The sequence below is a fragment of the Streptomyces sp. CB02261 genome (genome assembly GCF_001905665.1).
Classification (GTDB): Bacteria; Actinomycetota; Actinomycetes; order Streptomycetales; family Streptomycetaceae; genus Streptomyces.
In genome coordinates this window covers 847778-873011 of the sequence record NZ_LIVX01000001.1, presented here as the reverse complement: position 1 = coordinate 873011, position 25234 = coordinate 847778, and the positions used below count along the sequence as shown (strand labels likewise).

20 protein-coding genes and 1 pseudogene are annotated in these 25234 nt (G+C 73.7%); 12 read left to right on the top strand and 9 right to left on the bottom strand.

Annotated features, from left to right (window positions below; translation table 11 throughout):
• Window positions 1-115: 115 nt before the first annotated feature.
• Complete coding sequence (locus tag AMK29_RS03970; protein ID WP_107422524.1) at window positions 116-1135, bottom strand: mechanosensitive ion channel family protein; 1020 nt, start codon at window positions 1133-1135, stop codon at window positions 116-118.
• A 300-nt stretch (window positions 1136-1435) separates the two neighbouring features.
• Between AMK29_RS03970 and AMK29_RS03965 the strand changes: the two genes are divergently transcribed.
• Window positions 1436-1999 carry an HNH endonuclease gene (locus AMK29_RS03965; RefSeq protein ID WP_073807464.1) on the top strand — a complete coding sequence of 188 codons (564 nt, stop codon included), beginning with the start codon at window positions 1436-1438 and terminating at the stop codon, window positions 1997-1999.
• Between the two features lie 111 nt (window positions 2000-2110).
• Here AMK29_RS03965 and AMK29_RS03960 read toward each other — a convergent pair whose 3' ends face one another.
• Window positions 2111-5317, bottom strand: coding sequence for a beta-N-acetylglucosaminidase domain-containing protein (locus AMK29_RS03960; RefSeq protein WP_073807461.1), 3207 nt, complete (start codon window positions 5315-5317; stop codon window positions 2111-2113).
• A gap of 199 nt (window positions 5318-5516) precedes the next feature.
• On the opposite strand from AMK29_RS03960, the gene AMK29_RS03955 reads away from it, so the two are divergent.
• The 3 genes from AMK29_RS03955 to AMK29_RS03945 are packed head-to-tail and all read left to right on the top strand — an operon-like array spanning window position 5517 to window position 8123.
• The gene (locus AMK29_RS03955; protein WP_382618192.1) at window positions 5517-5753 is read left to right on the top strand and encodes a hypothetical protein; all 237 of its coding nucleotides are present in this window, start codon (window positions 5517-5519) and stop codon (window positions 5751-5753) included.
• A 1-nt stretch (window position 5754) separates the two neighbouring features.
• A complete protein-coding gene (gene malQ / locus AMK29_RS03950) occupies window positions 5755-7875 on the top strand; it encodes a 4-alpha-glucanotransferase (RefSeq protein ID WP_073807456.1) in 2121 nt (706 codons plus the stop codon).
• Window positions 7876-7895: 20 nt separating this feature from the next.
• Window positions 7896-8123 (top strand): hypothetical protein, encoded by a 228-nt coding sequence (locus AMK29_RS03945; RefSeq protein WP_073807454.1) that lies wholly within the window; start codon window positions 7896-7898, stop codon window positions 8121-8123.
• A gap of 94 nt (window positions 8124-8217) precedes the next feature.
• On the opposite strand, the gene AMK29_RS03940 is transcribed toward AMK29_RS03945, so the two are convergent.
• On the bottom strand, window positions 8218-8727 hold the full coding sequence (locus AMK29_RS03940) for a MarR family winged helix-turn-helix transcriptional regulator (RefSeq protein ID WP_073807451.1): 510 nt from the start codon (window positions 8725-8727) through the stop codon (window positions 8218-8220).
• Window positions 8728-8858: 131 nt separating this feature from the next.
• On the opposite strand from AMK29_RS03940, the gene AMK29_RS03935 reads away from it, so the two are divergent.
• From AMK29_RS03935 to alc, 4 genes are read left to right on the top strand one after another with little or no spacing between them, the layout of a single operon-like run.
• On the top strand, window positions 8859-9815 hold the full coding sequence (locus AMK29_RS03935) for an EamA family transporter (RefSeq protein WP_073807449.1): 957 nt from the start codon (window positions 8859-8861) through the stop codon (window positions 9813-9815).
• Between the two features lie 5 nt (window positions 9816-9820).
• Window positions 9821-10789 (top strand): DMT family transporter, encoded by a 969-nt coding sequence (locus AMK29_RS03930; protein ID WP_073807447.1) that lies wholly within the window; start codon window positions 9821-9823, stop codon window positions 10787-10789.
• 10 nt (window positions 10790-10799) lie between these two features.
• Window positions 10800-11726 (top strand): LysR family transcriptional regulator, encoded by a 927-nt coding sequence (locus AMK29_RS03925; RefSeq protein ID WP_073807445.1) that lies wholly within the window; start codon window positions 10800-10802, stop codon window positions 11724-11726.
• A 59-nt stretch (window positions 11727-11785) separates the two neighbouring features.
• Window positions 11786-12910 (top strand): allantoicase, encoded by a 1125-nt coding sequence (gene alc, locus AMK29_RS03920; RefSeq protein ID WP_073807443.1) that lies wholly within the window; start codon window positions 11786-11788, stop codon window positions 12908-12910.
• A gap of 130 nt (window positions 12911-13040) precedes the next feature.
• On the opposite strand, the gene pepN (AMK29_RS03915) is transcribed toward alc, so the two are convergent.
• From pepN (AMK29_RS03915) to AMK29_RS03905, 3 genes are all read right to left on the bottom strand, one after another.
• Complete coding sequence (gene pepN, locus AMK29_RS03915) at window positions 13041-15617, bottom strand: aminopeptidase N (RefSeq protein WP_073807441.1); 2577 nt, start codon at window positions 15615-15617, stop codon at window positions 13041-13043.
• 153 nt (window positions 15618-15770) lie between these two features.
• On the bottom strand, window positions 15771-16787 hold the full coding sequence (locus tag AMK29_RS03910) for an aspartate-semialdehyde dehydrogenase (protein ID WP_073807439.1): 1017 nt from the start codon (window positions 16785-16787) through the stop codon (window positions 15771-15773).
• A 137-nt stretch (window positions 16788-16924) separates the two neighbouring features.
• Window positions 16925-17467 (bottom strand): CGNR zinc finger domain-containing protein, encoded by a 543-nt coding sequence (locus tag AMK29_RS03905; protein ID WP_073807437.1) that lies wholly within the window; start codon window positions 17465-17467, stop codon window positions 16925-16927.
• Window positions 17468-17639: 172 nt separating this feature from the next.
• Between AMK29_RS03905 and AMK29_RS03900 the strand changes: the two genes are divergently transcribed.
• From AMK29_RS03900 to AMK29_RS03885, 4 genes are all read left to right on the top strand, one after another.
• Window positions 17640-18521: a pyridoxamine 5'-phosphate oxidase family protein gene (locus AMK29_RS03900; protein WP_073807435.1), complete on the top strand. Its 882-nt coding sequence runs from the start codon at window positions 17640-17642 to the stop codon at window positions 18519-18521.
• Window positions 18522-18753: 232 nt separating this feature from the next.
• Window positions 18754-19260, top strand: a complete 507-nt coding sequence (locus tag AMK29_RS03895; RefSeq protein WP_073807433.1) for an HPP family protein — start codon at window positions 18754-18756, stop codon at window positions 19258-19260.
• Window positions 19261-19269: 9 nt separating this feature from the next.
• Window positions 19270-19737 (top strand): NUDIX hydrolase, encoded by a 468-nt coding sequence (locus tag AMK29_RS03890; protein ID WP_073807431.1) that lies wholly within the window; start codon window positions 19270-19272, stop codon window positions 19735-19737.
• Window positions 19738-19857: 120 nt separating this feature from the next.
• Complete coding sequence (locus AMK29_RS03885; RefSeq protein ID WP_073807429.1) at window positions 19858-21057, top strand: serine hydrolase domain-containing protein; 1200 nt, start codon at window positions 19858-19860, stop codon at window positions 21055-21057.
• An 18-nt stretch (window positions 21058-21075) separates the two neighbouring features.
• Here AMK29_RS03885 and AMK29_RS03880 read toward each other — a convergent pair whose 3' ends face one another.
• The 3 genes and pseudogenes from AMK29_RS03880 to AMK29_RS37870 all read right to left on the bottom strand — a co-directional run.
• The gene (locus tag AMK29_RS03880; protein ID WP_073807427.1) at window positions 21076-22080 is read right to left on the bottom strand and encodes a hypothetical protein; all 1005 of its coding nucleotides are present in this window, start codon (window positions 22078-22080) and stop codon (window positions 21076-21078) included.
• 173 nt (window positions 22081-22253) lie between these two features.
• Window positions 22254-24800, bottom strand: coding sequence for an aminopeptidase N (gene pepN / locus AMK29_RS03875; RefSeq protein ID WP_241845083.1), 2547 nt, complete (start codon window positions 24798-24800; stop codon window positions 22254-22256).
• Window positions 24801-24884: 84 nt separating this feature from the next.
• Window positions 24885-25013, bottom strand: a pseudogene (locus AMK29_RS37870) (beta-ketoacyl synthase N-terminal-like domain-containing protein); the annotation flags it as partial.
• Between the last annotated feature and the right edge of the window lie 221 nt (window positions 25014-25234).

The following is a 25234-nucleotide window of genomic DNA, read 5'->3' as shown; positions in this document are numbered from 1 at the left end:
TTCGGTTGGGAGGAAGGTAGGACGACGGTCGCCGTGCGTCAATACCCGGGAACGCGAGACGCCCCCGAAGGCAACCGAAGCGTTACCCGCGGGGGCGTCCCTCAGCCCGTACGCGCTACTTGTTGAGATCCGACCTCGGCAGCGGGGTGGCCGCCGCCGACTGCGGCGAGGTCGCCGAGGCGAACGCCGAGGGGGCCGCCATGCCCGCGGTCGGATCGGCGGCCGCCTCCTCGGCCTGCGCCGGAAGACCGCCCACGATACGGATGCCCGCCTCGTCCAGGCCCCTCTTGATCCGCCAGCGCAGCTCGCGCTCCACACCGAGGGCCTTGCCCGGCATCGTCTTCGCCGAGACCCGGACGGTCATCGAGTCGAGGAGCACCTCGTTCAGACCGAGCACCTCCACCGGACCCCACAGGCGCTCGTTCCACGGCTCTTCCTTCGCCATGGCCTCCGCCGCCTCGATGATCACGGAGCGCACCTTGTCCAGGTCCTCCGTCGGCCGGACCGTCACGTCGACGCCCGCCGTCGCCCAGCCCTGGCTGAGGTTCCCGATCCGCTTGATCTCGCCGTTGCGCACGTACCAGATCTCGCCGTCCACACCGCGCAGCTTGGTCACCCGCAGGCCCACCTCGACGACCTCGCCGGAGGCCACACCCGCGTCGACCGAGTCACCGACCCCGTACTGGTCCTCCAGGATCATGAAGACACCCGACAGGAAGTCCGTCACGAGGTTCCGGGCGCCGAAACCGATCGCCACACCGGCGACACCCGCCGAGGCGAGCAGCGGTGCCAGATCGATCTTGAACGCGCCGAGGATCATCAGTCCGGCCGTGCCCAGGATCAGGAAGGACGCCACCGACCGCAGGACCGAACCGATCGCCTCCGAGCGCTGACGCCGCCGCTCGGTGTTGACCAGGAGACCGCCGAGGGCCGTGCCCTCCACGGCCTGCGCCGAGCGGTTCATCCGCTCGATCAGCTTCGTCAGTGCGCGGCGGACGGCCATCCGGAGCAGCAGCGCGACGACCAGGATCAGCAGGATCCGCAAGCCGGTGTTCAGCCAGGTGGACCAGTTCTGCTCCACCCAGCTCGCGGCGTTCGTCGCCTTCTCCGCCGCCTCGTCCAGGGTCACCGGCATCGGCTCGGGTTCGGTGGCAGCCGCCAGGGCGGACCAGGACACGGAAGACCTCCAGGCATCGCGTACGCAGGCCATCCACAGTAACGGGACCCGGGGCATGGTCCTGTTGTCCTGTTCGAGGGAGAGACGGACCTCACCCGGGCAGAGAGAAGGGGACAGACATGCCGATGTGGTCGAGAACACCCCCGGCCCGTCACCCCGATATCGATACGTGGTGGCGTTCCGACCAGGCATGAGGAGAGACTGAGAGCAGTTCGTCCCGGCGCGAGCCACGCGCCGCCGGCGTCATAGGAGGCATCCGTGCCGCATGTCCTGGTCCTCAACGCGTCGTACGAGCCGCTCGGCGTCGTACCGCTCCGCCGCGCACTCGTCCTCGTACTGGAGAACAAGGCTCTCTGCCTCGAGGAATCCGGCGCCTTCCTGCACAGCGAGACCCAAGTCGTCCCCGCGCCCAGCGTGGTGCGACTGAAGCGCTTCGTGCGGGTCCCCTACCGGGGGCCCGTTCCCTTGACCCGCAGAGCCCTCTTCGCCCGTGACGGCGGGCGGTGCATGTACTGCGGGGCCGTCGCGACCAGCGTCGACCACGTCATCCCCCGCAGCCGCGGGGGCACGCACGCCTGGGACAACGTGGTGGCGGCCTGCCGCCGCTGCAACCACGTCAAGGCCGACCGGCACCTGCGCGAGATCGGCTGGCGGCTGCGCCACCAACCCGCGCCGCCGACCGGCCTCGCCTGGCGGATCATCGGGACCGGACACCGGGACCCCCGCTGGCTGCCGTACCTCCAGCCGTACGGCGCCGAGGACGTGATGGCCCGGATCGACTCCGTCGCCGACGCCCCCGTGAGGGCGCTGACGACGGGTTGAGCCGGGCCTTTCGCGTACGGAGGCGGGCGGAGTCGGGCGGAGGCGGGCTTCCCCCCCCGCCCGTCCCGGACGCGGACGCGGACGCGGTACGGCTCGGGAGCGGCGCGCCCCTCAGGGGGCGGGCCGCTCCTCCGGCGTGTCCGCGGGCGCGGTCTCCGCGTCCCCGGGCCTGTCCGGGGCCACCGGCGTCTCCGCGGGCGGGGTCTTCGGCGTGTCCGCGGGCGGCGTCCCCTCGGCCGGAGCCGGCTTCCCGACGGGGCCGGCCGGCTTCTCGGGCGGGGCCACGGCGTAGGTCTCCACCGACCAGAGCGAGTAGCCGTACCGGGTCGCCCGCGTCTCACCCTGCACCCGCAGGAAGCGCGTGTCCGCCGCGTCCATCCGGACCGACTCCCGGCCGCCCCGGCCGGCCGCGACCGTCGCCGCCGTACGCCAGACCCGCCCGTCGGCCGAGACCTGGACCCGGTACCGCGAGGCGTACGCGTCCTGCCAGTGCAGCACCACCTGCCCTATCCGGGCCGGCGCGGGCAGCTCCAGCTGCCACCAGGCGCCGTCCTCCGCCGGGGAGGACCAGCGGGTCGCCGGATCGCCGTCCACGGCCGAGGACGCCGGGAAGTCCGCCGTCTCGTCGCCCGACGAGGAGGCCGTCGCCGTCCGCGCCAGGTCCGGGCCCGCCGTACGGGGGAAGGCTCGCACGGTCAGGACCCGCTCCTCGCCCGCGAACGACACCGGAACGCGGTACGCGCCCGCGGGCGCGTCCGGAGCCACCGACACCTCCAGCGGGACGGTCGTCCGCGCGCCGCGCTCCACCGCCGCCTGCTTCGGCAGCCGGACCGTGATCCCCTTCGGGGCCTTCGCCGCCAGCGGCCCGCGCACCTCACCGGCGCGGCGGCCCGACAGCTCCACGTCCACCCGCTGGGCCGGACCGCCGATCTCCGCGTCCGTCTCCGTCCGGGCCAGGTCGAGGCCCGCCCGCGGGCCGTCCGCGAACCACGGCACCAGGGAGCGCACCTCGGGAGCCGGCCCCTCGCCGCTCCACACCACCCGCAGCGCCTCGGCCTTGAGGCCCTTGAGCTCGGCCTGCGTCCAGCCGGAGGCCGACAGCGGGCCGAGCGGCCGCCAGCCCTCGCCGGAGACGTACGCCTCCACGCGCGCGTCCGTCCTCCCGGCGGCCGCCGTGGCCGGTTCGGTCATCACCGTCAGCGCCTCCACGGGCCGGGCCCGGTCGAGCCGCACGGTGTACGAGCCGGGGGCCCGGTCGGGGGCGGCCGCCGGGGTCCGGTCGGCGCCGGTCCAGGCCGCCGCCCGGTCCACCGCGCGCGTGAGGAACGGGTCGAGCACCCCTGCCCCGACCGTCACCCGGCTCGCCTCCAACTCCTTCCGCAGCCCTTCGAGGCGCAGCTGCGCCCGCCAGGCCGCCGCACCGTCGCCCGCCGTCTGGGCCGTCAGCATGTCGACGGCCGTCTCGCCCGCCAGGCCGTACCGGGAGAGCTGGTCAAGCCAGGGGCCGGTCTCGTCGTCGAAGGTGCCGTCGGCGGTCTCCGTCAGCCGTCCGGGGGCCTCGCGCATCACCGTGAACGCGGCCCGCAGCCGCTCCGCCGCCCGCCTCCCGACCGCGGCGTCACCCCCGCGGGAGGCCCAGAACGCCGTCAGGAGCGGCTTCAGATAGGCCGATTCGGCCGCCGGGTCGAGGACGGAGGAGGCGCCGTTCCCGGCGAGGGCCCGCAGCGCCTCGCGGGCGGCCGGCTCGGGGCCGGCCAGGTCGTCGACGGCCGCCCGCCAGGACTCCTGGGGCCGGTAGCCGCGCGGGTTCCAGGCGTAGTCGGCGGCGGTGAACAGCGGGATGCGGGAGGCCGCGGGCTGCTCCATGGCATGGGCGAGGAAGGCGGCGGACCCGGCGGCCACGCCCGGGTCCCGGCCCGTGGCGGGGCCGAGGAACAGCCGGTCCTGCGCGTAGTCGTTGACCGGGTAGTTGTCCATGGTGACCAGCGGGTGGCGCAGGGCGCCGCGCGCCCCGGCCAGTTCGCCGCCGGTGATCGTGCGCGGCACGACGCCGACGCCCGTCCACGCCACCCGCACGTCCGCGTCGAGCGCCTCGGCGAGCTTCGTGCGGTACGCGGTCGTGCCGTCCTGGTAGTACTCCGTCGGCATCACGGTCAGCGGCTCGGCGTCCGGGTGCCGTTCGGCGAGGTGGCGGGCGACCGCGTTCGCCACGCGCGCGTGGGCGGCGGCCGCGGCCTCGGGGCCGCGGCCGAAGGTGTCGGCGTCCCGGTCGCAGTGCCACTCGTCGTACGAGGCGTCCTGGAACTGGAGCTGGAAGGCGCGCACCCCGAGCTCCCGCATGGCGTCGAGCTTCCCCGTCAGGGCCTTCAGGTCGGCGGCCGACGACAGGCACATGGACTGGGCGGGCGCCACCGCCCAGCCGAGCGTCACGTGCCGGGCGCGGGCCCGCTCGGCGAGCGCGCGGAACTCGTCCTGCTGCGCGGCCGGGTAGGGCTCGCGCCACTGCACCCCGCGGTACGGGTCGTCGCCGGGCGCGTACAGATAGCGGTTCTGCTTGGTCCGGCCGAGGAAGTCGAGCTGGGCGAGCCGCTGCTCGGTGGTCCAGGGGCGGCCGTAGAAGCCCTCGGTGATCCCGCGCTCGGCCGTGCCGGGCCAGTCGCGCACGACGACCCCGGGGACCTGCCGTCCGGTGCCGAGGAGCTGACGCAGCGTCTGCACGGCGTGGAACAGGCCGTCCTCGCCCACCCCGTCGAGGACGACCGTGTCCCGGCCCTGGAGGCGGCCCGTGGCGAGCCGGTAGCCGCCGCGCGGCAGGTCGAGCCGGTCGGGCACGCGCAGGGCGGTCAGCGCCGCCTCGGCGGCCTCGCCCGAGTGGCCCGACGCCCGGACGACGGGCCCGCGGCCCGGGAGTCCGGTGTGGACGGTCCGGACCCCGGCGGCCCGCAGCAGCTCGCGCAGCGCGGCGAGGGCGTACGGATCGGCGTCGTCGTCCGTGACGAGCGTCACCTCGTCCCCGAGGCGCACGGCGGGCCCGGCGGCGGTCAGGGACTGCGGCCGGGGCCAGACGGCGGGGAACGCGCCGGCCGCCGGCTCGGCCGACGACGCGGTCGGCGCCGGCGGAGCCACGGGGACGAGGGGTGCCGCCGGGGCGCGGAGGGCCGCCGGGGCCAGAGGGGCCAGTGGGGTGAGGGGTGCCGTCGGGGCCAGGGGCGCCTTCGGGGTCGCCTGGGCCGAGCCCGGCACCACGCCGCCGAGGAGGCCGCCGATGACGGCGGCGGCCACGGCCGTCGCGGTGCGCTTCCTGCGCCCGAGGTGCACGGGGTCTCCCTTCGGCAGGGCCGGCCGCTCCGCCGGTTTGGTCACGAGTCGGTCACGAGCCCACCACCCGTCGTACTGAGGTGTCAATGTGCGTGGCCGATGTGTCGCCTTTGCCCGGCGAGCCGTCGGCGAGGTGACGTCACTTCGTCGTTTCCCGCCGGTAAAACGAGGTGCGGTGGGTAGGGCTCAGTCGTTACCCCTGGTCCACCTGTCGAGACGAAACCGGGAGACCCCCGTGACCCCCACCGCCCCCCACCTCGGACGGATACGGCTGCCGGAGCAGCCGGCCCCCGCCGGCGAACCGCTCACCAGCGAACCGCCCCTCCCCGACGCCGCCCCCCTCACCAGCGAACCGCCCCTGACCGAGGCGGCCCCCCTCACCAGCGAACCCACCGCCCCCGGCAGCGCGGGCGGCACGGAGTCCCCCGGAGTGTGAAGTGACCCTGGCCCGTCTCGCCGCCCTTCACGGCGTCGCCACCGCGTACAGCCCCTCCGAAGGCGTCACCGTGTCCGTGCCGGACACGACCGTGGTGGCCGTCCTCGGCGCCCTCGGCGTCGACGCGTCCACGCCGGAAGCGGTCACCGCCGCTCTCGACGCGGCGGACCGGGCCGAAAGGGAGCGCCTGCTGCCCCCGACGCTGGTCCTGCGGCGGGGCGGGGAGCCCGCGCGCCCGCCCGGCTGCCTGCCGCCCGGCACCCGGCTCCGGGTCACCACCGAGGACGGCGCCGTCGTCACCGGCGAGGACTGGGAGCGGCTGCCCCTCGGCGTCCACACGGTCGAGGCGCAGGCCCCCGACGGGCGCGAGGCCACCTGCACCCTGATCGTGAGCCCCGCGCGCGTGCCCGGACCCGGGCGCCGCGCGTACGGCCTCCTCGTCCAGCTCTACTCGCTGCTCTCCCACCGCTCCTGGGGCATGGGCGACCTCGGGGACCTGCGGGAGCTCGTCACCTGGGCGGGCCGCACCCACGGCGCCGGCTTCGTCCAGGTCAACCCGCTCCACGCGGGCGTGCCCGGCGCGCCCAGCGACCCGTCCCCCTACCGCCCCTCCTCGCGCCGCTTCCCGGACCCCGTCCATCTGCGGATCGAGGAGATCCCCGAGTACGCCCTGGTCGGCCCCGAGCGCCGGGAGGAGCTCGACCGGATCCTCGCCGAGGCGGCCGAACTGCGGGAACGGGTCCTCGGCAAGGGCGCGACGATCGACCGGGACGCGGTCTGGGAGCTCAAGCGGCGGGCCCTGGAGGTCGTCGTCGAGAGCGTGGAGCTCGGTCCCGGGCGGCGCGCCGACTTCCACGACTTCCTCGCCGCGCGGGGCCGCGCCCTGGAGGACCACGCCACCTATCAGGCCCTCGCCGAGCGGCACGGCCACCACTGGCGCGACTGGCCCGAGGAACTGCGCGATCCGCGCGCGGCCGAGGGCGCCGTGTGCGAGGACCCCGCCCTCGCCGCCCGGGTCGACTTCCACTGCCGGCTCGCCTGGCTGACGGACCGGCAGCTGGCCGCCGCCGCCGCGGCCGCCCGCGAGGCCGGGATGGAGGTCGGGATCGTCCACGACCTGGCCGTCGGCGTCCACCCCGAGGGCTCGGACACCTGGGCCCAGCAGGAGGCCTTCGCGGCCGGCATGTCGGTCGGCGCGCCGCCCGACGCCTTCAACTCCCGCGGCCAGGACTGGGGCCTGCCCCCATGGCGCCCCGACGCCCTGGCCGCCGCGGGCTACGCCCCGTACCGGGGGCTCCTCCAGGAACTCCTGCGCCACGCGGGCGCGCTGCGCATCGACCATGTGATGGGCCTGTTCCGGCTCTGGTGGGTGCCGGAGGGCCGCGAGCCCACCGAGGGCACGTACGTCCGGTACGACGCCGAGGCGATGCTCGCCGTCCTCGTCCTCGAAGCGCATCGCGCGGGGGCCCTCGTGATCGGCGAGGACCTCGGCACGGTCGAGCCGGGCGTACGGGAGGACCTGGCCCGGAGCGGCGTGTTCGGCACCTCCGTGCTCTGGTTCGAGCGGGACTGGGCGGGCACCGGCCGCCCGCTGCCCCAGGACGCGTGGCGCGCCGAAAGCGTGGCCACGGCCACCACCCACGACCTCCCGCCGACGGCCGCCCGGCTCTCCGGCGACCACGTCACGCTCCGCCACCGCCTCGGTCTGCTCGGCGGCGACCTGGAGCGCGAGCGGGCGACGGACCGGGCCGACACCGCGGAGTGGCTGGGTTGGTTCCAGCGGCTGGGGCTGCTCCCCGAGGGCCCGGGGGACGAGGAGGCCGAGATCAGGGCGGTCCACCGGTTCCTGCTCGGCACGCCGGCCCGCATGGTGGGGGTGTGGCTGCCGGACGCGGTGGGGGACCGCAGACCGCAGAACCTGCCGGGGACCTGGGACGAGTACCCCAACTGGCGGCTGCCGCTCGCGGGGCCGGACGGGCAGCCGCTCACCCTGGAGCAGCTGGCCGCCTCGCCCCGGGCGCACGCCCTGCTGCGCGAGCTGCACGCCCGTACGGCGGCCCCGGACGTCCCGGCGGCCGTCCCCGACGCCCGTACGGCACCCCCGGCCGCGCGGCCCGTTTAGGAGTTCGCTACGTTTGCACCGTGGACAAGAAGAACGCTCTGCGCGCCGGCTCGCTCGCGGCCGGTACGACGCTGATGATGCTGCTCATGTCGTCCCCCGCGCTCGCGCTCACCCGCGACGACGGCGACGACCCGGCCCCCAAGCTGGAGGTCATCGAGACCCTCGGTCTGTTCGTGGCCGCCCCGCTGGTGCTGTTCCTGGTGATCTGCGGCCTCGTGATGGTGCTCGACAAGTCCAAGAAGGCCTGACCGCCTCCTCGTCCGCTCCGCGAGGGCGCCGCACGGTACGACGTACCGTGCGGCGCCCTCGCGTGCGTGCGTGACCCTTCCGCGCGGTGGTGCGTCACACGGCGGTGCTCGCGAGCAGCTTGCGCAGCAGCCCGGCCAGCTGCTCCGCCTCCTCGTCGGTGAGCGCGCCCTCCAGGGCCGCCCGCTGCTCCGCGAGGCCGGCCCCGACGGCCTGGTCCACCAGCTCCTTGCCGCGCTCGCTGAGGGTGACCCGCAGTCCGCGCCGGTCGTTCGGGTCGGGGCTGCGGGTGAGCAGCCCGGCCTTCTCCAGCTTGTCGAGCCGGCCGGTCATCCCCCCGGTGGTGATCATCAGCGTGGCGGTCAGCTCGCGCGGTGAGAGCGTGTACGGCTCCCCGGACCGCCGCAGCGTCGCGAGCACGTCGAACTCCCCGAGTGCCATGCCGTAGGGCGCGTACGCCTTGTCCACCTTGCCGCGCATGGCGGCGGCCAGCCGGTAGATCCGCCCGAAGACCGCCATGGGGACGGTGTCCAGGTCGGGGCGGACGGCCGCCCACTGGTCGGTGATGGCGTCGACGGCGTCGTGGGCGGGGCTCTGCGTGTCCATGGACCCAGTCTTCCCTTCCTTCTTCCTCGATCGCAACTAAGTCACTTGCAAGCAAGTAGCTTAGTGGTAAGTTAATTACCGCCAAGCCAGTCACGTCCGGTCCGGCATCCGCATCGAGGGGGAAAACCGTCATGTCCCGCAAGGCAGCCGTCGTCGCGCTCACCGCCCTCGCCCCGATCTCCTGGGGCTCCACCTTCTTCGTCACCACGGAGTTCCTGCCGCCCGACCGGCCGCTCTTCACCGGCCTCATGCGCGCCCTGCCCGCCGGACTCCTGCTCCTGACGCTCACCCGCACGCTCCCGAAGGGCGCCTGGTGGTGGAAGTCCGCAGTCCTCGGGGCGCTCAACATCGGCGCCTTCTTCCCGCTGCTCTTCCTCGCCGCCTACCGCCTCCCCGGCGGTGTCGCCGCCGTCGTCGGCTCCGTCGGCCCGCTCTTCGTCGTCGGCCTCGCCACCCTCCTCCTGGGGGAGAGGCCCACCGTGAAGTCCCTGGTCGCCGCCGTCGCCGCCGCCTTCGGCGTCAGCCTCGTGGTCCTCAAGGCGGGGGCCGCCCTCGACCTCGTGGGCGTCGCCGCCGGACTGCTCTCGGCCCTCTCGATGTCGGCCGGCGTCGTCCTCACCAAGCGCTGGGGCCGCCCCGAAGGCGTCGGAGCCCTCGCGCTCACCGGCTGGCAGCTCACCGCGGGCGGGCTGATCATCCTGCCGGTCGCCTTCCTGATCGAGGGCGCCCCGCCCGCCCTCACCGGCACCCACCTGGCCGGCTACGCCTACCTCGCCTTCGGCAACACCGCGGTCTCCTACTTCCTCTGGTTCCGCGGCATCGAGCGGCTCAGCGCCTCCTCGGTCACCCTCCTCGGCCCGCTCTCGCCGATCACCGCCGCGATCATCGGCTGGGCGGCGCTCGGCCAGGCGCTCGGCCCGGTGCAGGTGCTCGGCATGGCGATCGCCTTCGGCGCCACCCTGGCCGGCCAGACGGGATCCCGTACCCCGAAGGAGGTCACTCGGGTGTCCCGCGCATCGTTCAGCACAGCTGAACAGAACCGTCAGGAAGTTTCGATGGACCTGGAGGTTTCTGGGGTGCGACGGTAGGCGGCATGAACCTGACCACCGCCCGTCACCCGACCACCTCCACCCCCGGCCCCCCTCCCGCCCCCACCGAGAAGCCGGCGCCCGCGAGAAAGCGGGGCGCCGGTCTCGGCGTGCTCCTCGCCCTGCTCGCCACCGTCGTCTGGTCCGGCAGCTTCGTCGCCACCCGCGCCATGGCCGACAGCGTCCCGCCCGTCCAGGCCGTGTTCTGGCGCTGGATCATCGCGCTGCTCGCCGTCGCGCCGTTCGCCGCCCGCCCGTTCCTGCGGCAGTGGCGGACGATCCGCCGCCACCTCGGCTTCGTCGCCCTCGCCTCGCTGTTCGGCGTCGCCCTCTACAACACCCTCGTGCACCAGGCCGGGCTGACCACCTCCGCCTCCAACATGGGCATGATCATGGCCGCCGCCCCGGTGCTCATGGCCCTCTACGCCCGGCTCGGCGGCGAACGCCTCGGCGCCCGGCGCGTCCTCGGCATGCTGACCGCCGCCCTGGGCGTGCTCCTCCTCGTCGGCAAGGGCACGCTCGCCGTGGACCTCTCCGCCGGCGACCTGTGGATGTTCGCCGCGGCCCTCTCCTTCGCCTCGTACAGCGCCCTGCTCAAGCGCAAGCCCGCCGAGATCGACGCACTCGCCTTCCTCCTCACCACCTTCCTGCTCGGCGCGCTGATGCTCGCCCCCCTGTACGCCGTCTCCCTCGCCGTCCAGGGCGGGTTCACCGTCGGTACCGGGACCGTCGGCCCCCTGCTGTACGTCGGGGTCCTCTCCTCCGCCGTCGCCTTCCTCGCCTGGAACAAGGCGATCGCCCTCGTCGGCGCGGCCCGCGCCGGCGTCGTCTACTACCTCCAGCCCGTCTGCGTCGCCCTCCTCTCGTACGCGCTGCTCGGCGAACGGCTCGGTGTCCTCGGGATCGCGTGCATGGCGCTCATCCTCGGCGGGGTGGCGCTGGCCTCCGCCACCGGGAAGCGGAAGGCCGGATAGGTTGCGCCCCATGACCGAGTGGGACATCAAGAAGCTCCAGATCCTCCGCACCCTCCGCGACCGCGGCACCGTCACCGCGACCGCGGAGGCGCTGCTCATGACCCCCTCGGCCGTGTCGCAGCAACTCACCAACCTCGCGAAACAGCTCGGTGTACGGCTCCTGGAGGCCCAGGGCCGCCGGGTCAGGCTCACCGACGCCGCCCATCTGGTGCTGCGGCACGCGGAGGTGGTCTTCGCCCAGCTGGAGCGGGCCGACGCCGAGCTCGACGGCTATCTGCGGGGCGAGGCGGGACAGGTGCGGGTGGCGGCGTTCTCCACGTCGGTGCCCGCGCTTCTCGTTCCCGCCGTACGCCAGTTGCGGACCGCCCACCCCGGGCTCGACGTCCGGATCCGGGAGGCCGAGGCGGCCGAGGCGTACGAACTGCTCTCGGCCGGCGACGTCGACCTGGCGCTCTCGCTCGCCGCCCACGCCCCCTCCGCGCGCGACCCCAAGTTCAGCCGGCTGCCCCTGCTCGCCGATCCGCTCGACGTCGCGCTGCCCGCGGACCACCCCCGCGCCGACGCCCCCGGCCTGCGGCTCGCGGACCTCGCGGCCGAACCGTGGATCTTCGGCGGCTCGGGACCCTGGTCCGAGATCACCACGGCCGCCTGCGAGGCCGCCGGCTTCGTCCCCGAGCAGGCCCACAGCGCCTCGGGCTGGACCGCGATCCTCGCCATGGTCGAGGCCGGGATGGGCATCGCCCTCGTCCCCCGGATGGCCTCGGCCGAGCGCAGGGGCGGCGCCGGTGTCGTCATGCGCGTCCTCGCCGCCGACCAGCCGCGCCGCCATGTCGTCGCGGCGGTACGGCGCGGGGCGGAGGAGGGCCCGGCGGTGGCGCGGGTGCTCGCGGCGCTGAGGCAGGCCGCCGCCGCCCGCGAGACCGTTCAGCAGAACTGAAAAGGACCGTCGAAAACATTCGATGGACCGGTGGTTGGCGGGGGAGGAGAGTCGGAGGCATGAGCAGCCCCGACGCGACCCAGGACCCGCACGCCAACGACGCCGCCCCCTACTCCGGCGGCGACCCGTACGCCGACTACCGCGGCGGTGACTTCCCCTTCAGCGAACTGGTCGACCTCGCCGACCGCCGGCTCGGCGCCGGTGTCGTCGCCGCGAACGACGAGTTCTTCGCGGAGCGCGAGAACCTCCTCGTCCGCGAGCGGGCCGTCTTCGACCCCGAGCACTTCGGCCACAAGGGCAAGATCATGGACGGCTGGGAGACCCGCCGCCGCCGTGGCACCGACGCCGCGCACGTCTTCCCCGCCCCCGAGGAGCACGACTGGGCGATCGTCCGGCTCGGCGCCCCCGGCGTGATCCGCGGGATCGTCGTCGACACCGCCCACTTCCGCGGCAACTACCCGCAGCGCGTGAGCGTCCAGGCCACCTCCGTCGACGGCTCGCCCGGCCCCGAGGAGCTGCTGGACGCCCCCTGGGAGGAGCTGGTGCCGCCGACGCCCGTCCGCGGTCACGCCGCCAACGGCTTCACGATCGGCGCCGAACGCCGCTGGACCCACGTCCGGGTCTGCCAGCACCCCGACGGAGGCATCGCCCGCCTCCGCGTCCACGGCGAGGTCGTGCCCGACCCCGAGTGGCTGGAGCTGCTCGGCACCCTCGACCTGATCTCCGTACTCAACGGAGGCTCGTACGAGGACGCCTCGGACCGGTTCTACTCCTCGCCGACCCAGATCATCCTGCCCGGCACCTCCCGCAAGATGGACGACGGCTGGGAGAACCGCCGCCGCCGGGTGCGCGGCACCAACGACTGGGTGCGGTTCCGGCTCGCCGCGCAGGGCGCCGTCCGCGCCGTCGAGATCGACACCGCCTACCTCAAGGGCAACTCGGCCGGCTGGATCGCCCTCCAGGGCCGCAACGGCGACACGGGCGAGTGGTTCGAGATCATCCCCAGGACCAGGCTCCAGCCCGACACCCTCCACCGCTTCAAGCTCCCCGCCCGGGCCGTCGTCACCCACGTCCGCCTCGACGCCTTCCCCGACGGCGGCGTCGCCCGGATGCGGCTGCACGGCACCCTGACGGAGCGGGGCGCGGCCGATCTGCGCGCCCGGTTCACGGCGCTCGGCGGCTGACACCGCGGCAGAGGCCTCCGCCCGGCGGCGCGGCAGCGCGCCGACGCGCCCGCCCGCCGGGCGGACCTCGGACACGGAGAAGGGGCGCCCCACGGGGGAGGCGCCCCTTCTCCGTACCTGATCAGCGGGGTCAGACCGCCGCGGCCGCGTCCGCCGCCCGGGCCCTGAGCGCGCGCTCCACGCCCGCGCGGCACTCCGTCACCAGACGGCGCAGCGCCGGGGCCGGGTCGTGCTCGGCGATCCACGCGTCCGTCGCGTCGAGGGTCTCCTGCGAGACCTGGAGCGTCGGGTAGAGACCGACCACGATCTGCTGGATCATCTCGTGGCTGCGGGTCTCCGAGACGTTCTTGATCGACGCGAAGTACTTCGCCGTGTACGGGGCGAGCAGCTCGCGCTGGTCGGACTGCACGAAGCCGCCGATGACGGCCTCCTGCACCGCGTTCGCCAGCTTGTCGTCCTCGACGACCGAGGCCCAGGCCTCCGCCTTCGCCGCCTCCGACGGACGGGCCGCGCGCGCGGTCGCCGCGTGCCGCTCGCCCGCCGCCGTACGGTCGCGCTCCAGCTCGCCGGCGATCTCCGGCTCGTCGTAGACACCGGTCGCCGCGAGCCGCTGGACGAAGGCCCAGCGCAGCTCGGTGTCGACGGCCAGGCCCTCGATCGTCTCCCGGCCCTCCAGGAGCGCGGCGAGCAGGTCGAGCTGCTGCGGGGTGCGGGCGGTCGCGGCGAAGGCACGCGCCCAGGCCAGCTGGTGGTCGCTGCCCGGCTCGGCCGACTGGAGGTGGGCGAGCGTGGCCTCGGTCCAGCGGGTCAGCCCGGCCTCGCGCCACTCCGGCGCCGCGTACAGGTCGATGGCCGCCTTGACCTGGCCCTGGAGCGACTGGACCACGCCGATGTCGGACTCCTTGGCGACACCGGAGAGCACGAGCTCCAGGTAGTCGCGGGTGGCCAGCTCGCCGTCGCGGGTCATGTCCCAGGCCGAGGCCCAGCACAGGGCGCGCGGCAGCGACTCGGCGAAGTCACCGAGGTGCGCCGTGACGTTCTGCAGGGACACCTCGTCGAGGCGGACCTTGGCGTACGACAGGTCGTCGTCGTTGAGGAGGACGACCGCCGGACGGGCCTTGCCCTCCAGCGCCGGCACCGGGGTCAGCTCGGCGGCCGCGATGTCGAGTTCGAGGCGCTCGGTGCGGACCAGCTTGCCGGCCTCGTCCAGGTCGTAGAAGCCGATCGCGATGCGGTGCGGACGGAGGACCGCTTCGCCCTTGGCGCCGGCGGGCAGCGCGGGGGCCTCCTGCCGGACGGCGAAGGAGGTGATGGCACCGCTCTCGTCGGTCTCGATCTCCGGGCGGAGGATGTTGATGCCGGCCGTCTCCAGCCACGCCTTCGACCAGGTCTTGAGGTCGCGTCCCGAGGTCTCCTCCAGGGCGCCGAGCAGGTCGGAGAGGCGGGTGTTGCCGAAGGCGTGCGCCTGGAAGTAGGCCTGCACGCCCTTGAAGAACTCGTCCTGGCCGACGTAGGCGACGAGCTGCTTCAGGACGCTCGCGCCCTTGGCGTACGTGATCCCGTCGAAGTTGACGAGCACGTCCTCCAGGTCGTTGATCTCGGCCATGATCGGGTGCGTCGACGGCAGCTGGTCCTGGCGGTAGGCCCAGGTCTTCTCCGCGTTGGCGAAGGTCGTCCAGGCGCCCGGCCAACGGGTGCCGGTCACGGAGGCCTGGCAGGCGACCGAGGTGTAGGTGGCGAACGACTCGTTCAGCCACAGGTCGTTCCACCACTCCATGGTGACGAGGTCGCCGAACCACATGTGGGCGAGCTCGTGCAGGATGGTCTCGGCGCGCCGCTCGTACGCCGCGTCCGTCACCTTCGAGCGGAAGACGTACTGGTCGCGGATGGTGACCGCGCCGGCGTTCTCCATCGCGCCCGCGTTGAACTCCGGCACGAAGAGCTGGTCGTACTTCGCGAACGGGTAGTCGTACGCGAACTTCTCCTGGAACCAGTCGAAGCCCTGGCGCGTGACGTCGAAGATGTGGTCGGCGTCGAGGAACTCGGCGAGCGACGGCCGGCAGTAAATGCCCAGCGGGACGGTCTGGCCGTCCTTCTCGTACGTCGAGTGCACCGAGTGGTACGGGCCGACGATCAGCGCGGTGATGTACGTGGAGATGCGGGGCGTGGGCTCGAAGACCCAGATGTCGTCCTTGGGCTCCGGGGTGGGGCTGTTGGAGATGACCTTCCAGCCCGCGGGCGCCTTCACGGTGAACTGGAAGGTCGCCTTCAGGTCGGGCTGCTCGAACGAGGCGAAGACGCGGCGCGCGTCCGGGACCTCGAACTGCGTGTACAGATAGGCCTGGTCGTCGACCGGGTCGACGAAGCGGTGCAGGCCCTCACCGGTGTTGGTGTACGCGCAGTCGGCGACGACCTTGAGCTCGTTGCGGCCCTGGACGAGATGGGCCAGTGCGATCCGCGCGTCGCGGAAGACGGCGGCGACGTCCAGCGAGTGCCCGTTCAGGACGACCTCGTGGACCGCGGGGGCGACGAGGTCGATGAAGGTCGAGGCGTTGGCCTCGGCGGAATCGAAGCGGACGGTGGTGACGGACCGGTAGGTGCCGCCCTCCTGCGCACCGGAGAGGTCGAGTTCGACCTCGTACGCGTCCACGGTCAGCAGCGCCGCCCGCTGCTGAGCCTCTTCACGGGTCAGGTTCGTGCCAGGCACCCGGTCAACTCCTCGGTTTCGTGACGTTTGGCCCATCCTTCCACGGGCCGCCTCAGTGGCGCACGGCACATTTCCCAGGCGCGTCCCCATGCCGGAGGGGCGGCACCCGTGACGGGTGCCGCCCCTCCGGAGGGTCGTACGGACCGGCCGGTGTCAGCCCTTGAGCTCGGCCGCGACCAGCTCCGCGATCTGCACGGCGTTCAGGGCCGCGCCCTTGCGCAGGTTGTCGTTGGAGAGGAAGAGGGCGAGGCCGTTGTCGACGGTCTCGTCCACGCGGATGCGGCCGACGTACGAGGCGTCCTTGCCGGCCGCCTGGAGCGGGGTCGGGATCTCGGACAGCACCACGCCCTCGGCGTCCTGGAGCAGCTCGTAGGCGCGCTCGACGCTGATCGGACGCTCGAAGCGGACGTTGACCTGGAGGGAGTGGCCGGAGAAGACCGGGACGCGCACACAGGTGCCGGAGACCTTGAGCTCGGGGATCTCCAGGATCTTGCGGGACTCGTTGCGGAGCTTCTGCTCCTCGTCGGTCTCGAAGGAGCCGTCGTCGACGATCGAGCCGGCCAGCGGGACCACGTTGAAGGCGATCGGGCGCTTGTAGACGGCGGGCTCGGGGAACTCGACGGCCTCGCCGTCGAACGCCAGCTGGTCGGCGGTCTCGGCCACGGCGCACGCCTGCGTGCGCAGCTCCGCGACACCGGCCACGCCCGAGCCGGAGACGGCCTGGTAGGTGGTGGCGATCAGCGCGGTGAGGCCGGCCTCCTGGTGGAGCGGCTTGAGGACCGGCATGGCGGCCATCGTGGTGCAGTTCGGGTTGGCGATGATGCCCTTGGGGCGGTCCTTGATCGCGTGCGGGTTGACCTCGGAGACGACCAGCGGGACCTCGGGGTCACGGCGCCAGGCGGAGGAGTTGTCGATCACGACGGCGCCCTGGGAGGCGACCTTCTCGGCGAGGGCCTTGGAGGTGGCGCCGCCGGCGGAGAAGAGGACGATGTCGAGGCCGGTGTAGTCGGCGGTGGAGGCGTCCTCGACCGTGACGCCGTCCACGACGGTGCGGGCGGAGCGGGCGGAGGCGAAGAGCCGCAGCTCGTCGACCGGGAACTCGCGCTCGGTCAGGATCTTCCGCATGACTGTGCCGACCTGACCGGTGGCTCCGACGATTCCGACCTTCACGGGGACTCCTCCGTACGTATGTGCAGGGTGCTGCCGGTCCATGATGCGTGTGTCCCGGGGCGCCTTGTCCAATCCATTGTCCACAGGTCGGGACGAGTACGGAGGGTGTCGGGACGGTGTCGGGAAGGCCCCTAGGGTCAGCTCTCCTTCGTACGGGCGTAGTGCCGGGAGGCCTTGGCCCGGTTGCCGCAGGCCGCCATCGAGCACCAGCGGCGGGTGCCGTTCCGCGAGGTGTCGAAGAAGTGCAGGATGCACGCCTCGTGGGCGCAGGCCCGGATGCGGTCGGGCGCCGTGCGGAGGAGGTCGAGGTAGTCGCGGGCGGCGGTCCAGCCGGGGCCGCGGGCCGGGTCGGCGAACTCGACCCGCTCGCCGGGTCCCTCGCCGGTGAGCGTGGCCCGGATGCGCCCGTGGTCGAGGACGGCGTCGACGTGGGCGGTCGCGGCGGGGTCGCCGGGGCGGTCGACGAGCGCGGCGAGCGCGTCCCGGGCGGCGAGGGTGTGACGGAGGGTGGCGGCGTCGGCGGGGAAGCGCCGGCCGAGGCCGTTGGACCCGAGCCAGACGGCGAGCCCCTCGACCCCGGTGAGCAGGTCCTGGCGGACGCCCTCCTCGTTCCAGCGGGTGTTGAGGAGGTCGAGGGAGACGGGTTCGCCGGTGAGCGGCCGGGGGTCGATGGCGGTCATGGCGGAACCCTCCTCCGTGGGCTAACCCCTCAAGAGTACGTGAGCGGTTGACGCCCCTCTGGGCTAACCACTAAAGTCCGATTGAAAGGTTAGCCTGCGGGGTGGGTGCCTGCCGAACCCCCCCGTGCACAGGCCGGCCGCCCCACGCCACCGCACTCCGATGAGGCCTGTCATGGACCCGTACAGCTCCGGTTCCCTCGCCCTCCAGGACCGCTCCGGCGTCCGCGACCCCGCCGCCCCCACGGGCCGCTCCCGCATGCCCGGCATCAGCGTGGTCACCGCCGCCTTCCTGGAGGCCCAGCCGATGCTGGTGATCGGCGCGGCGGACAGCGCGGGCCGGGTCTGGTCGAGCCTCCTCACCGGCCCGCCCGGCTTCGTCCGGGCCACCGGCCCGGCCACCGTCTCCGTCGCCGGCGGCATCCCCGCCCACGATCCGCTCGCCGGTGCGGTCACCCCCGGCGGCACCCCCGTCGGCACGCTCGCCCTCGACCCCCGCACGCGCCGCCGCCTGCGGCTCAACGGCGTCGCGGCGCCCAGCGCGCGCGGCTTCACGATCGCGGCCGAGCAGGTCTTCTCCAACTGCCCGAAGTACCTCCAGAAGCGGGAGTGGTACGGCTCCGATCCCGCCCGCCCCGAGGCCGGTGCCGCCCGGCACGGCGAGGCGCTCGGCCCCGACCAGGTGCGCCGCGTCCGCACCGCCGACACCTTCTTCGTCGCCACCGTCGCTCCCGACGGCGCCGACGTCAGCCATCGCGGCGGCACCCCCGGCTTCGTCCGGGTCGACTCCCCGCGGGAGCTCAGCTGGCGCGACTACCCGGGCAACGCGATGTTCCTGACCCTGGGGAACCTGGAGGCGGACGGCCGCGCGGGTCTGCTCTTCCCCGACTGGGAGACCGGCACGACCCTCCAGCTGAGCGGCCTCGCCCACACCGAGTACGGCCCCGAGGGACGCGTCACCCGCTTCCGCGTCGAGCGCACGGTCGAGATCCCGGCCGCCTCCCCCCTGCGCTGGTCGCCCCCCGAGTACTCCCCGTCCAACCCGGCCCCGGCCTGACCGCCGCCCGCCCGCACCCCCACCCGTACGCGCCCGGCCCCGACCCGCCCGCGCCCCACCCGCACGCGCCCCACCCGCACGCGCCCGGGCCCGCCCGCCGACACCCCGAGGACCGCCCGTGACCACCCCGTCCGACGTGACCACCCCGGCGCCGACAGCCGCCCCCGCACCCGGGCCGACAGCCGCCGATCACGCCCCGACACCTGCAGCCCCGGCCCCGACCGCAGCCCCCGTGCCCACCCGGGCCGCACCCGCGGACTCACGCCCCGGTCCACCCCCGCGGCCCCGCCCCCGGGTCCTGCTCGCCTCCACCGCGGGCAGCGTCGCCGCCCTCGTCCTCCTGGTCGCCGTCGGCACCGGGCTCGACCAGCCCCTGCTCATCCCGCCGCTCGCGGCGAGCATGGCCCTCGTGGCGGGCGCCCCCGACCTCCCGCTGTCCCAGCCGCGCTCGGTCGTCGGCGGCCAGCTGCTCTCCGCCCTGACCGGCTTCGCCGTCCTGGCCGTGGCGGGCCCCGGGCTCTGGGGCGCCGCCGTCGCGGGCGGCCTCGCCCTCGGCGTGATGATGCTGGCCCGCACCCCGCACTCGCCCGCCGCGGCCACCGCCGTGATCGTCGCGCTCCAGTCCCCGCCGCTCTGGTCGTTTCTCGGCCTTCTCGCCCTCGCCTCCCTCCTCCTGGTCGTCGTCGGCCTCGGATCCGCCCGCGCCACGGGCCGGACGTATCCCGTGTACTGGTTCTAACCTCGCCTCATGAAGCAGGAGTTGAGGGTGGCGGCCTACGCCGTGTGCGTACGGGACGGGGAGGTGCTGCTCGCCCGCTGGGTCGCGAGCGACGGCACCAGGCGGTGGACCCTGCCCGGCGGCGGCATGGACCACGGCGAGGAGCCCGTGCGGACCGTGGTCCGCGAGGTGGAGGAGGAGACCGGCTACCTCACCGAGCCCACCGCCCTCCTCGGGATCGACTCCATCCGGCGCGGATGGCTGCGCCGTCTGGCGGGCCCCGGGGACTTCCAGGGCCTGCGGATCATCTACGAGGCCCAGGTCACCGGCGGTGCGCTGCGCAACGAGACCGGCGGCTCCACGGACCTGGCGGCCTGGCATCCGCTCGACACCGTCCCCGGTCTGCCCCGGGTCGAACTCGTCGACATCGGCCTCGACCTGTGGCGCGAACGGCCCCCGGTCGGACGCTCCCGGCTCGCCGATCCGTCGAACGGCTGACCCCTCCCCGAAACGGCCGAAAGGCGCTCAACCGTCGCCACCCCGCTCAACCCTCCCCGCACGACCCGTGGTCCTCCCCGCCGACCGCAGCACACACGGCAGAACCTCAGGGGAGCCCGCATGTCAGCCGTACGCACGACCCGCACCGTCCTCGCCGCCGCCCTGGTCGCGGGGCTCACCGCCACGGCGCTCGCCACCCCCGCCCTCGCGGCACCCGCACCGGCGAAGACGGACCACGCGGCCACCCAGCAGGCGCTCCAGGCCGCCGTCGACGCCGGCGTGCCCGGTGTCGTCGCCGGAGCCCGCGACGGCCACGACCGCTGGACCGGCACCGCCGGCGAGCGCGGGGGCGACGACCGCTTCCGGGTCGGCTCCATCACCAAGACCTTCGCCGCCACCGTCCTCCTCCAGCTCCAGGCCGAGGGCCGGCTCGACCTCGACGACCGGGTCGAGAAGCATCTGCCCGGCGTCGTCCGGGGCAACGGCCACGACGGCCGGAAGATCACCGTCCGCCAGCTGCTCAACCACACCAGCGGGATCTACAGCTACACCGAGGACCCTGACTTCCAGGAGCGGGTGTTCGGTCCCGGCTTCCTGGAGCACCGCTACGACACCTGGAGCCCCCGCCAGCTCGTCGGCGTCGCCATGGCGCACCAGCCGGAGTTCGACCCCGGCGACGGCTGGAAGTACTCCAACACCAACTACGTCCTCGCCGGCATGGTCATCGAGAAGATCACCGGACGCCCGTACGGCAAGGCCGTCGAGAACCGGATCATCAAGCCGCTGAAGCTGCGCGCCACCAGCGTCCCCGGCACCAGGGTGACCATGCCCCAGCCCAGCAGCCGGGCGTACTCCACGCTCTCGCCGACCCCGGGCGCCCCCGTCCACGACGTCACCGAGCTCAACCCCTCCCTCGCCCTGGCGGCGGGCGAGATGATCTCCGACTCGGACGACCTCCAGACCTTCTACCGCGCCCTCCTGAAGGGCCGGCTGCTCCCGAAGGCAGGGATGCGCGAGTTGACCACCACGGTGGCGGTCGACCCCGGGTTCCCCCAGTTCCGTTACGGCCTCGGGATCTCGTGGCAGAAGCTGAGCTGCGGCACGGAGATCTGGGGCCACGGCGGCGGCATCCACGGCTCGGTCTCGGAGGCGTACACCACCCGCGACGGGCGGCACTCCCTCGCCGCCAACTTCAACGCGGACTGGACGGGTGACACCCAGTCGGTCGTCGAGGCCGAGTTCTGCGGCACGGCCCCGAAGGACGCCGAGTCCAAGGGCCTCGACGCGAAGGCGCTGACCGGCCTCGTCCCGAGGAACTGACCCCTGGCCTCGGGCCCCTCACCGGGGCAGGACGACGACGTACGCGGCGGGCTTCCGGTCGGACGAGGCCATCAGGGCCGTCCGCACCACGGTGGCCTGCTGGTCCATCGCCTCGCGCAGCTTGCGCGGGGTGAGGTGGACCACCGTGATGCCGAGCCGCTCCAGGTGCTCCCGCTTGCGGGTGTACTCGGACCAGAGCGCGTCGTCGTCCTGCCGCGGGGCCCGGGTGTCGAGCTCGACGGCGACGGCCTGGTCGGGCCAGTAGGCGTCCACCCCGCCCAGGTGCGGGCCGCCCGGCAGCCGCAGGTCCACGTTCCACAGCGGGTCCGGCAGGGCGAAGTCCCGCACCATCTCGTACAGGCGCTCCTCGGAGAGCGACCGTCCCTCCGCGAGCAGCGCGTCCACCGCGTCCACCACGTGCGGGCGGCCGAGCAGCCGGGCGCGGCTCAACTCGCGTACCAAACCGCCCGGTTCGCAGTGGCCGCCGCGCACCGCCTCGGTGAGCAGCCCGCGTACGGTCTCCGCGTCCGAGAGGCCCGACACCGCGTCGGCGACGGCGCGGGCGACGGGGGCGACGGGCACCCCGGTCAGCTCCACCGGCTCCGGGGACTCGGCGGCGCGCAGCACCCGCACCCAGCCGGTGGAGCGCAGCCGCCGGGTGCGGGGGACCAGGACGTCGATCCGCTCCAGGGCGGTGAGCGGGGGAGCGGAGGAGAAGCGGTGCAGGGTCAGCGCGGCGAGCCCGGTGATCATCGCGTCGGGGCCCTGCTGGGGGACGGCGCCGGTCCTGCGGGCGTAGAGGAGCGCGGCGCGGAGCCGGTCCTCGCTGGTGGGCGGGCCGGGCTGGAGCAGGAAGACACCGGGCAGCAGCTGCTGCCAGCCGCCGGGCCGGCAGCGCGCGGCGACCTCACCGGCGGGAAGGCCCAGGGCCCTCAACTGGTCCGCCGACGCGAGGCGTTCGGGGCGGCCGGTGCGGGAGGCGAGGGGGAGGGGGCGGGGGGTGATGGGGGTGTTGTGGTTCATGTCGGGGGTCTTCCGCTTCCGAAGGCTCCCCTAACCCCTGTTACACGCTCGTCGACAATCAGGGACAAGTCTGCCCTAAAGTACGCGCGTTCGAGTGCCGATGAGGGGCGCGCCGGGCACACGCACCGGTGGGGGCCGTGCGCCGGGCGCACGACCCCCACCGGTGGAGAGCGCTAGGCCGCCAGGCGGTCGCAGGCCTGCGCGCGCAGCGCCCGCGCCAGGTCGTCCCGCGCCTCCAGGACCAGCCGGCGCAGCGCCGGCGCCGCCGAGGCGTGGGCCGACAGCCAGGTGTCCGTCGCGGTGAGCGTCGCCTCGTCGTCCTGGAGCCCCGGGAACAGGCCCCGGACCACGTGGATGCCGATCTGGATGGACCGCTCGGCCCACACCCGCTCGATCGCCGCGAAGTACCGCTCCGCGTACGGGGCGATCAGCTCACGCTGCGAGGGCTGGACGAAGCCCGCGATCGTCGCCTCCACCAGCGCGTTCGACAGGGTGTCCGACTCGACGACCTGCGCCCACGCCTGCGCCTTCACGGCGGCCGAGGGCCGCGAGGCGAGCAGCCGGACCTGGTGGCGCTTGCCCGTCGCCGTGTCGTCCCGGGCCAGTTCCGCACCGATCCGGGCCTCGTCCGCCCGGCCGTGTGCCGCGAGCGGGGAGAGCAGCGCCCAGCGCAGCTCCTGGTCGACGTCGAGCCCGTCGATCTTCGCCGTACCGTCGAGCAGCCCCTCCAGGAGCTGGAAGTCGGCCTCGGTCGAGGCCGTCGCCGCGAGGAAGCGCCCCCAGGTCAGCTGGTGCTCGCTGCCCGGCTCGGCCACCCGCAGCTCACGCAGCCCGCCCTCGGCGAGCAGCCGCCCGCCTTCCTCGCGCCACTCGGGGGCCGCGTACAGGGTGACGGCCGACCTCGTCCAGGCGTGCACCATCTGGAGGACGCCGATGTCGGTCTCGCGGCCCGCGAAGGCGAGCGCCACGGCGACGAAGTCCCGGGCCGGCATCAGCCCGTCGCGGGTCAGGTTCCACAGCGCCGACCAGCACAGGGCGCGGGCCAGGGGGTCGGTGATGTCACCGAGGTGCGCCCGCAGGGTGGCGAGGGAGGCCTCGTCGAAGCGGATCTTGCAGTAGGTGAGGTCGTCGTCGTTGACGAGGACGAGGTCGGGCCGCTCCTCGCCCGTCAGGTCGGTGACGACGGTCCGCGCGCCGGTGATGTCGGCCTCGGCCCGCGCGTACCGGACGAGCTCCCCGCCGGAGACGCGGTAGAGGCCGACGGCGGCCCGGTGCGGCCGCAGCGCGTCCCCCTCCTGGACGACGGCGAGCTCGGTGATCCGGCCCTCCGCGTCATGGGTGACGACGGGCGTCAGGGTGTTCACGCCCGAGGTCTGGAGCCAGGACTTCGCCCAGGCCCTCATGTCGCGTCCCGAGGTCTCCTCCAGGATCGTGAGGAGGTCGTCGAGCCGCGTGTTCCCGTAGGCGTGGCGCTTGAAGTAGCGGCGCGCGCCCTCCATGAACGCGTCCCGGCCCGCGTACGCGACGAGCTGCTTGAGCACCGCCGCGCCCTTGGCGTACGTGATGCCGTCGAAGTTGAGCTTGGCGTCCTCCAGGTCACGGATGTCGGCCGTGATCGGGTGCGTGGACGGCAGCTGGTCGGCGCGGTACGCCCAGGCCTTGCGGTTGTTGGCGAAGGTCACCCAGCTGTTGGTGAAGCGGGTCGCCTCGGCGTTCGCGAAGGAGCCCATGAAGTCGGCGAAGGACTCCTTCAGCCACAGGTCGTCCCACCACACCATGGTGACGAGGTCGCCGAACCACATGTGCGCCATCTCGTGCAGGATGACGTTGGCCCGGCTCTCGTACGCGGCCTGCGTCACCTTGCCCCGGTAGACGTACTCCTCGCGGAAGGTCACCATGCCCGGGTTCTCCATCGCGCCGAGGTTGTACTCGGGGACGAAGGCCTGGTCGTACTTCCCGAAGGGGTACGGGTAGTCGAAGTTGTCGTGGAAGAAGTCGAGGCCCTGCTTGGTGATCAGGAAGACGTCGTCCGCGTCGAAGTGCTTCGCGAGCCCCTTGCGGCACATCGCGCCGAGCGGGATCACCAGGTCGCCGCGCGTGTAGGTGTCGGTGACGTAGTGGTACGGACCCGCGACGACGCACGTGATGTACGTGGAGATCGGCGCCGTCTCCGCGAACCGCCACACACCCTCGGCGTCCTGCTCGCCCGCGCCGTTCGACCAGACCGTCCAGCCCTCGGGCGCGGTCACCGTGAAGCGGTACGGGGCCTTGAGGTCGGGCTGCTCGAAGTTGGCGTACACCCGGCGGGCGTCGGCCGGCTCGTACTGCGTGTAGAGGTAGACCTCGCCGTCCTCGGGGTCGACGAAGCGGTGCAGGCCCTCGCCGGTCCGGCTGTAGGCGCACCGCGCGTCCACCACGAGCGTGTTCTCGTCGGCGAGGCCGTCGAGCGTGATCCGCGAGCCGTCGAAGACGACCGCCGGGTCCAGGGAGCGCCCGTTGAGGGTGACCGCGTCCACGGCCGGGGCGATCAGGTCGACGAACGTGCTCGTGCCCTCGCCGGTGCGGCGGAAGCGGATCGTCGTCTCCGAACGGAACGTGCGCACCGCCTCGGTCGAGTCGCCGACCGCCGACCGCAGGTCGAGGACGACCTCGTACCCGTCGACGGACAGCAGGGCCGCCCGCTCCTGGGCCTCGTCGCGGGACAGATTCTCACCGGGCACGGTCACTCCTTTGTGGCGCGTTCGAAACAGCCCCGATCCTCCCACGAGGGCTCGGAGCACCCGGTTTCCCCCTCCAGTCGGAGTCCACCGGCGTTCGAAGGAGATGGCCCGGGTGGCCGTGCGCCCGGACGACAGCGGGTCCCAGAACTGCGCGGCGCCGACACCTCCCGGGGCGCGTACGCCGATGCCGGTGATCACCACGCGCCGGGTCATCGGCCGACCTCGCGGTTCACACAAGCTCGGCGGGGCCCCATGACCCGGTCTCCGTCCGTACCAGACATCCCAGTCCCTGTTTTTCGCCGGATCAGAAACACTGGCGTGGACCACACTTTGTGCCCGCCCTCGAGCAAGGCTCGAACTCGGGTGGGGGGAGGCTCCGGCGGGTTGGAGGGCGCAGGGAAGAACCCCCGCGACCCAGGTGGTCACGGGGGTTC

What these genes read in the sequence shown, in the direction of transcription:
- AMK29_RS03970 (WP_107422524.1), bottom strand. Translation starts at nt 1,135, where the DNA reads ATGCCGGTGACCCTGGACGAGGCGGCGGAGAAGGCGACGAACGCCGCG.
- AMK29_RS03940 (WP_073807451.1), bottom strand. Translation starts at nt 8,727, where the DNA reads ATGGACACGCAGAGCCCCGCCCACGACGCCGTCGACGCCATCACCGAC.
- AMK29_RS03935 (WP_073807449.1), top strand. Translation starts at nt 8,859, where the DNA reads ATGTCCCGCAAGGCAGCCGTCGTCGCGCTCACCGCCCTCGCCCCGATC.
- AMK29_RS03930 (WP_073807447.1), top strand. Translation starts at nt 9,821, where the DNA reads ATGAACCTGACCACCGCCCGTCACCCGACCACCTCCACCCCCGGCCCC.
- AMK29_RS03925 (WP_073807445.1), top strand. Translation starts at nt 10,800, where the DNA reads ATGACCGAGTGGGACATCAAGAAGCTCCAGATCCTCCGCACCCTCCGC.
- alc (WP_073807443.1), top strand. Translation starts at nt 11,786, where the DNA reads ATGAGCAGCCCCGACGCGACCCAGGACCCGCACGCCAACGACGCCGCC.
- AMK29_RS03905 (WP_073807437.1), bottom strand. Translation starts at nt 17,467, where the DNA reads ATGACCGCCATCGACCCCCGGCCGCTCACCGGCGAACCCGTCTCCCTC.
- AMK29_RS03900 (WP_073807435.1), top strand. Translation starts at nt 17,640, where the DNA reads ATGGACCCGTACAGCTCCGGTTCCCTCGCCCTCCAGGACCGCTCCGGC.
- AMK29_RS03890 (WP_073807431.1), top strand. Translation starts at nt 19,270, where the DNA reads ATGAAGCAGGAGTTGAGGGTGGCGGCCTACGCCGTGTGCGTACGGGAC.
- AMK29_RS03885 (WP_073807429.1), top strand. Translation starts at nt 19,858, where the DNA reads ATGTCAGCCGTACGCACGACCCGCACCGTCCTCGCCGCCGCCCTGGTC.
- AMK29_RS03880 (WP_073807427.1), bottom strand. Translation starts at nt 22,080, where the DNA reads ATGAACCACAACACCCCCATCACCCCCCGCCCCCTCCCCCTCGCCTCC.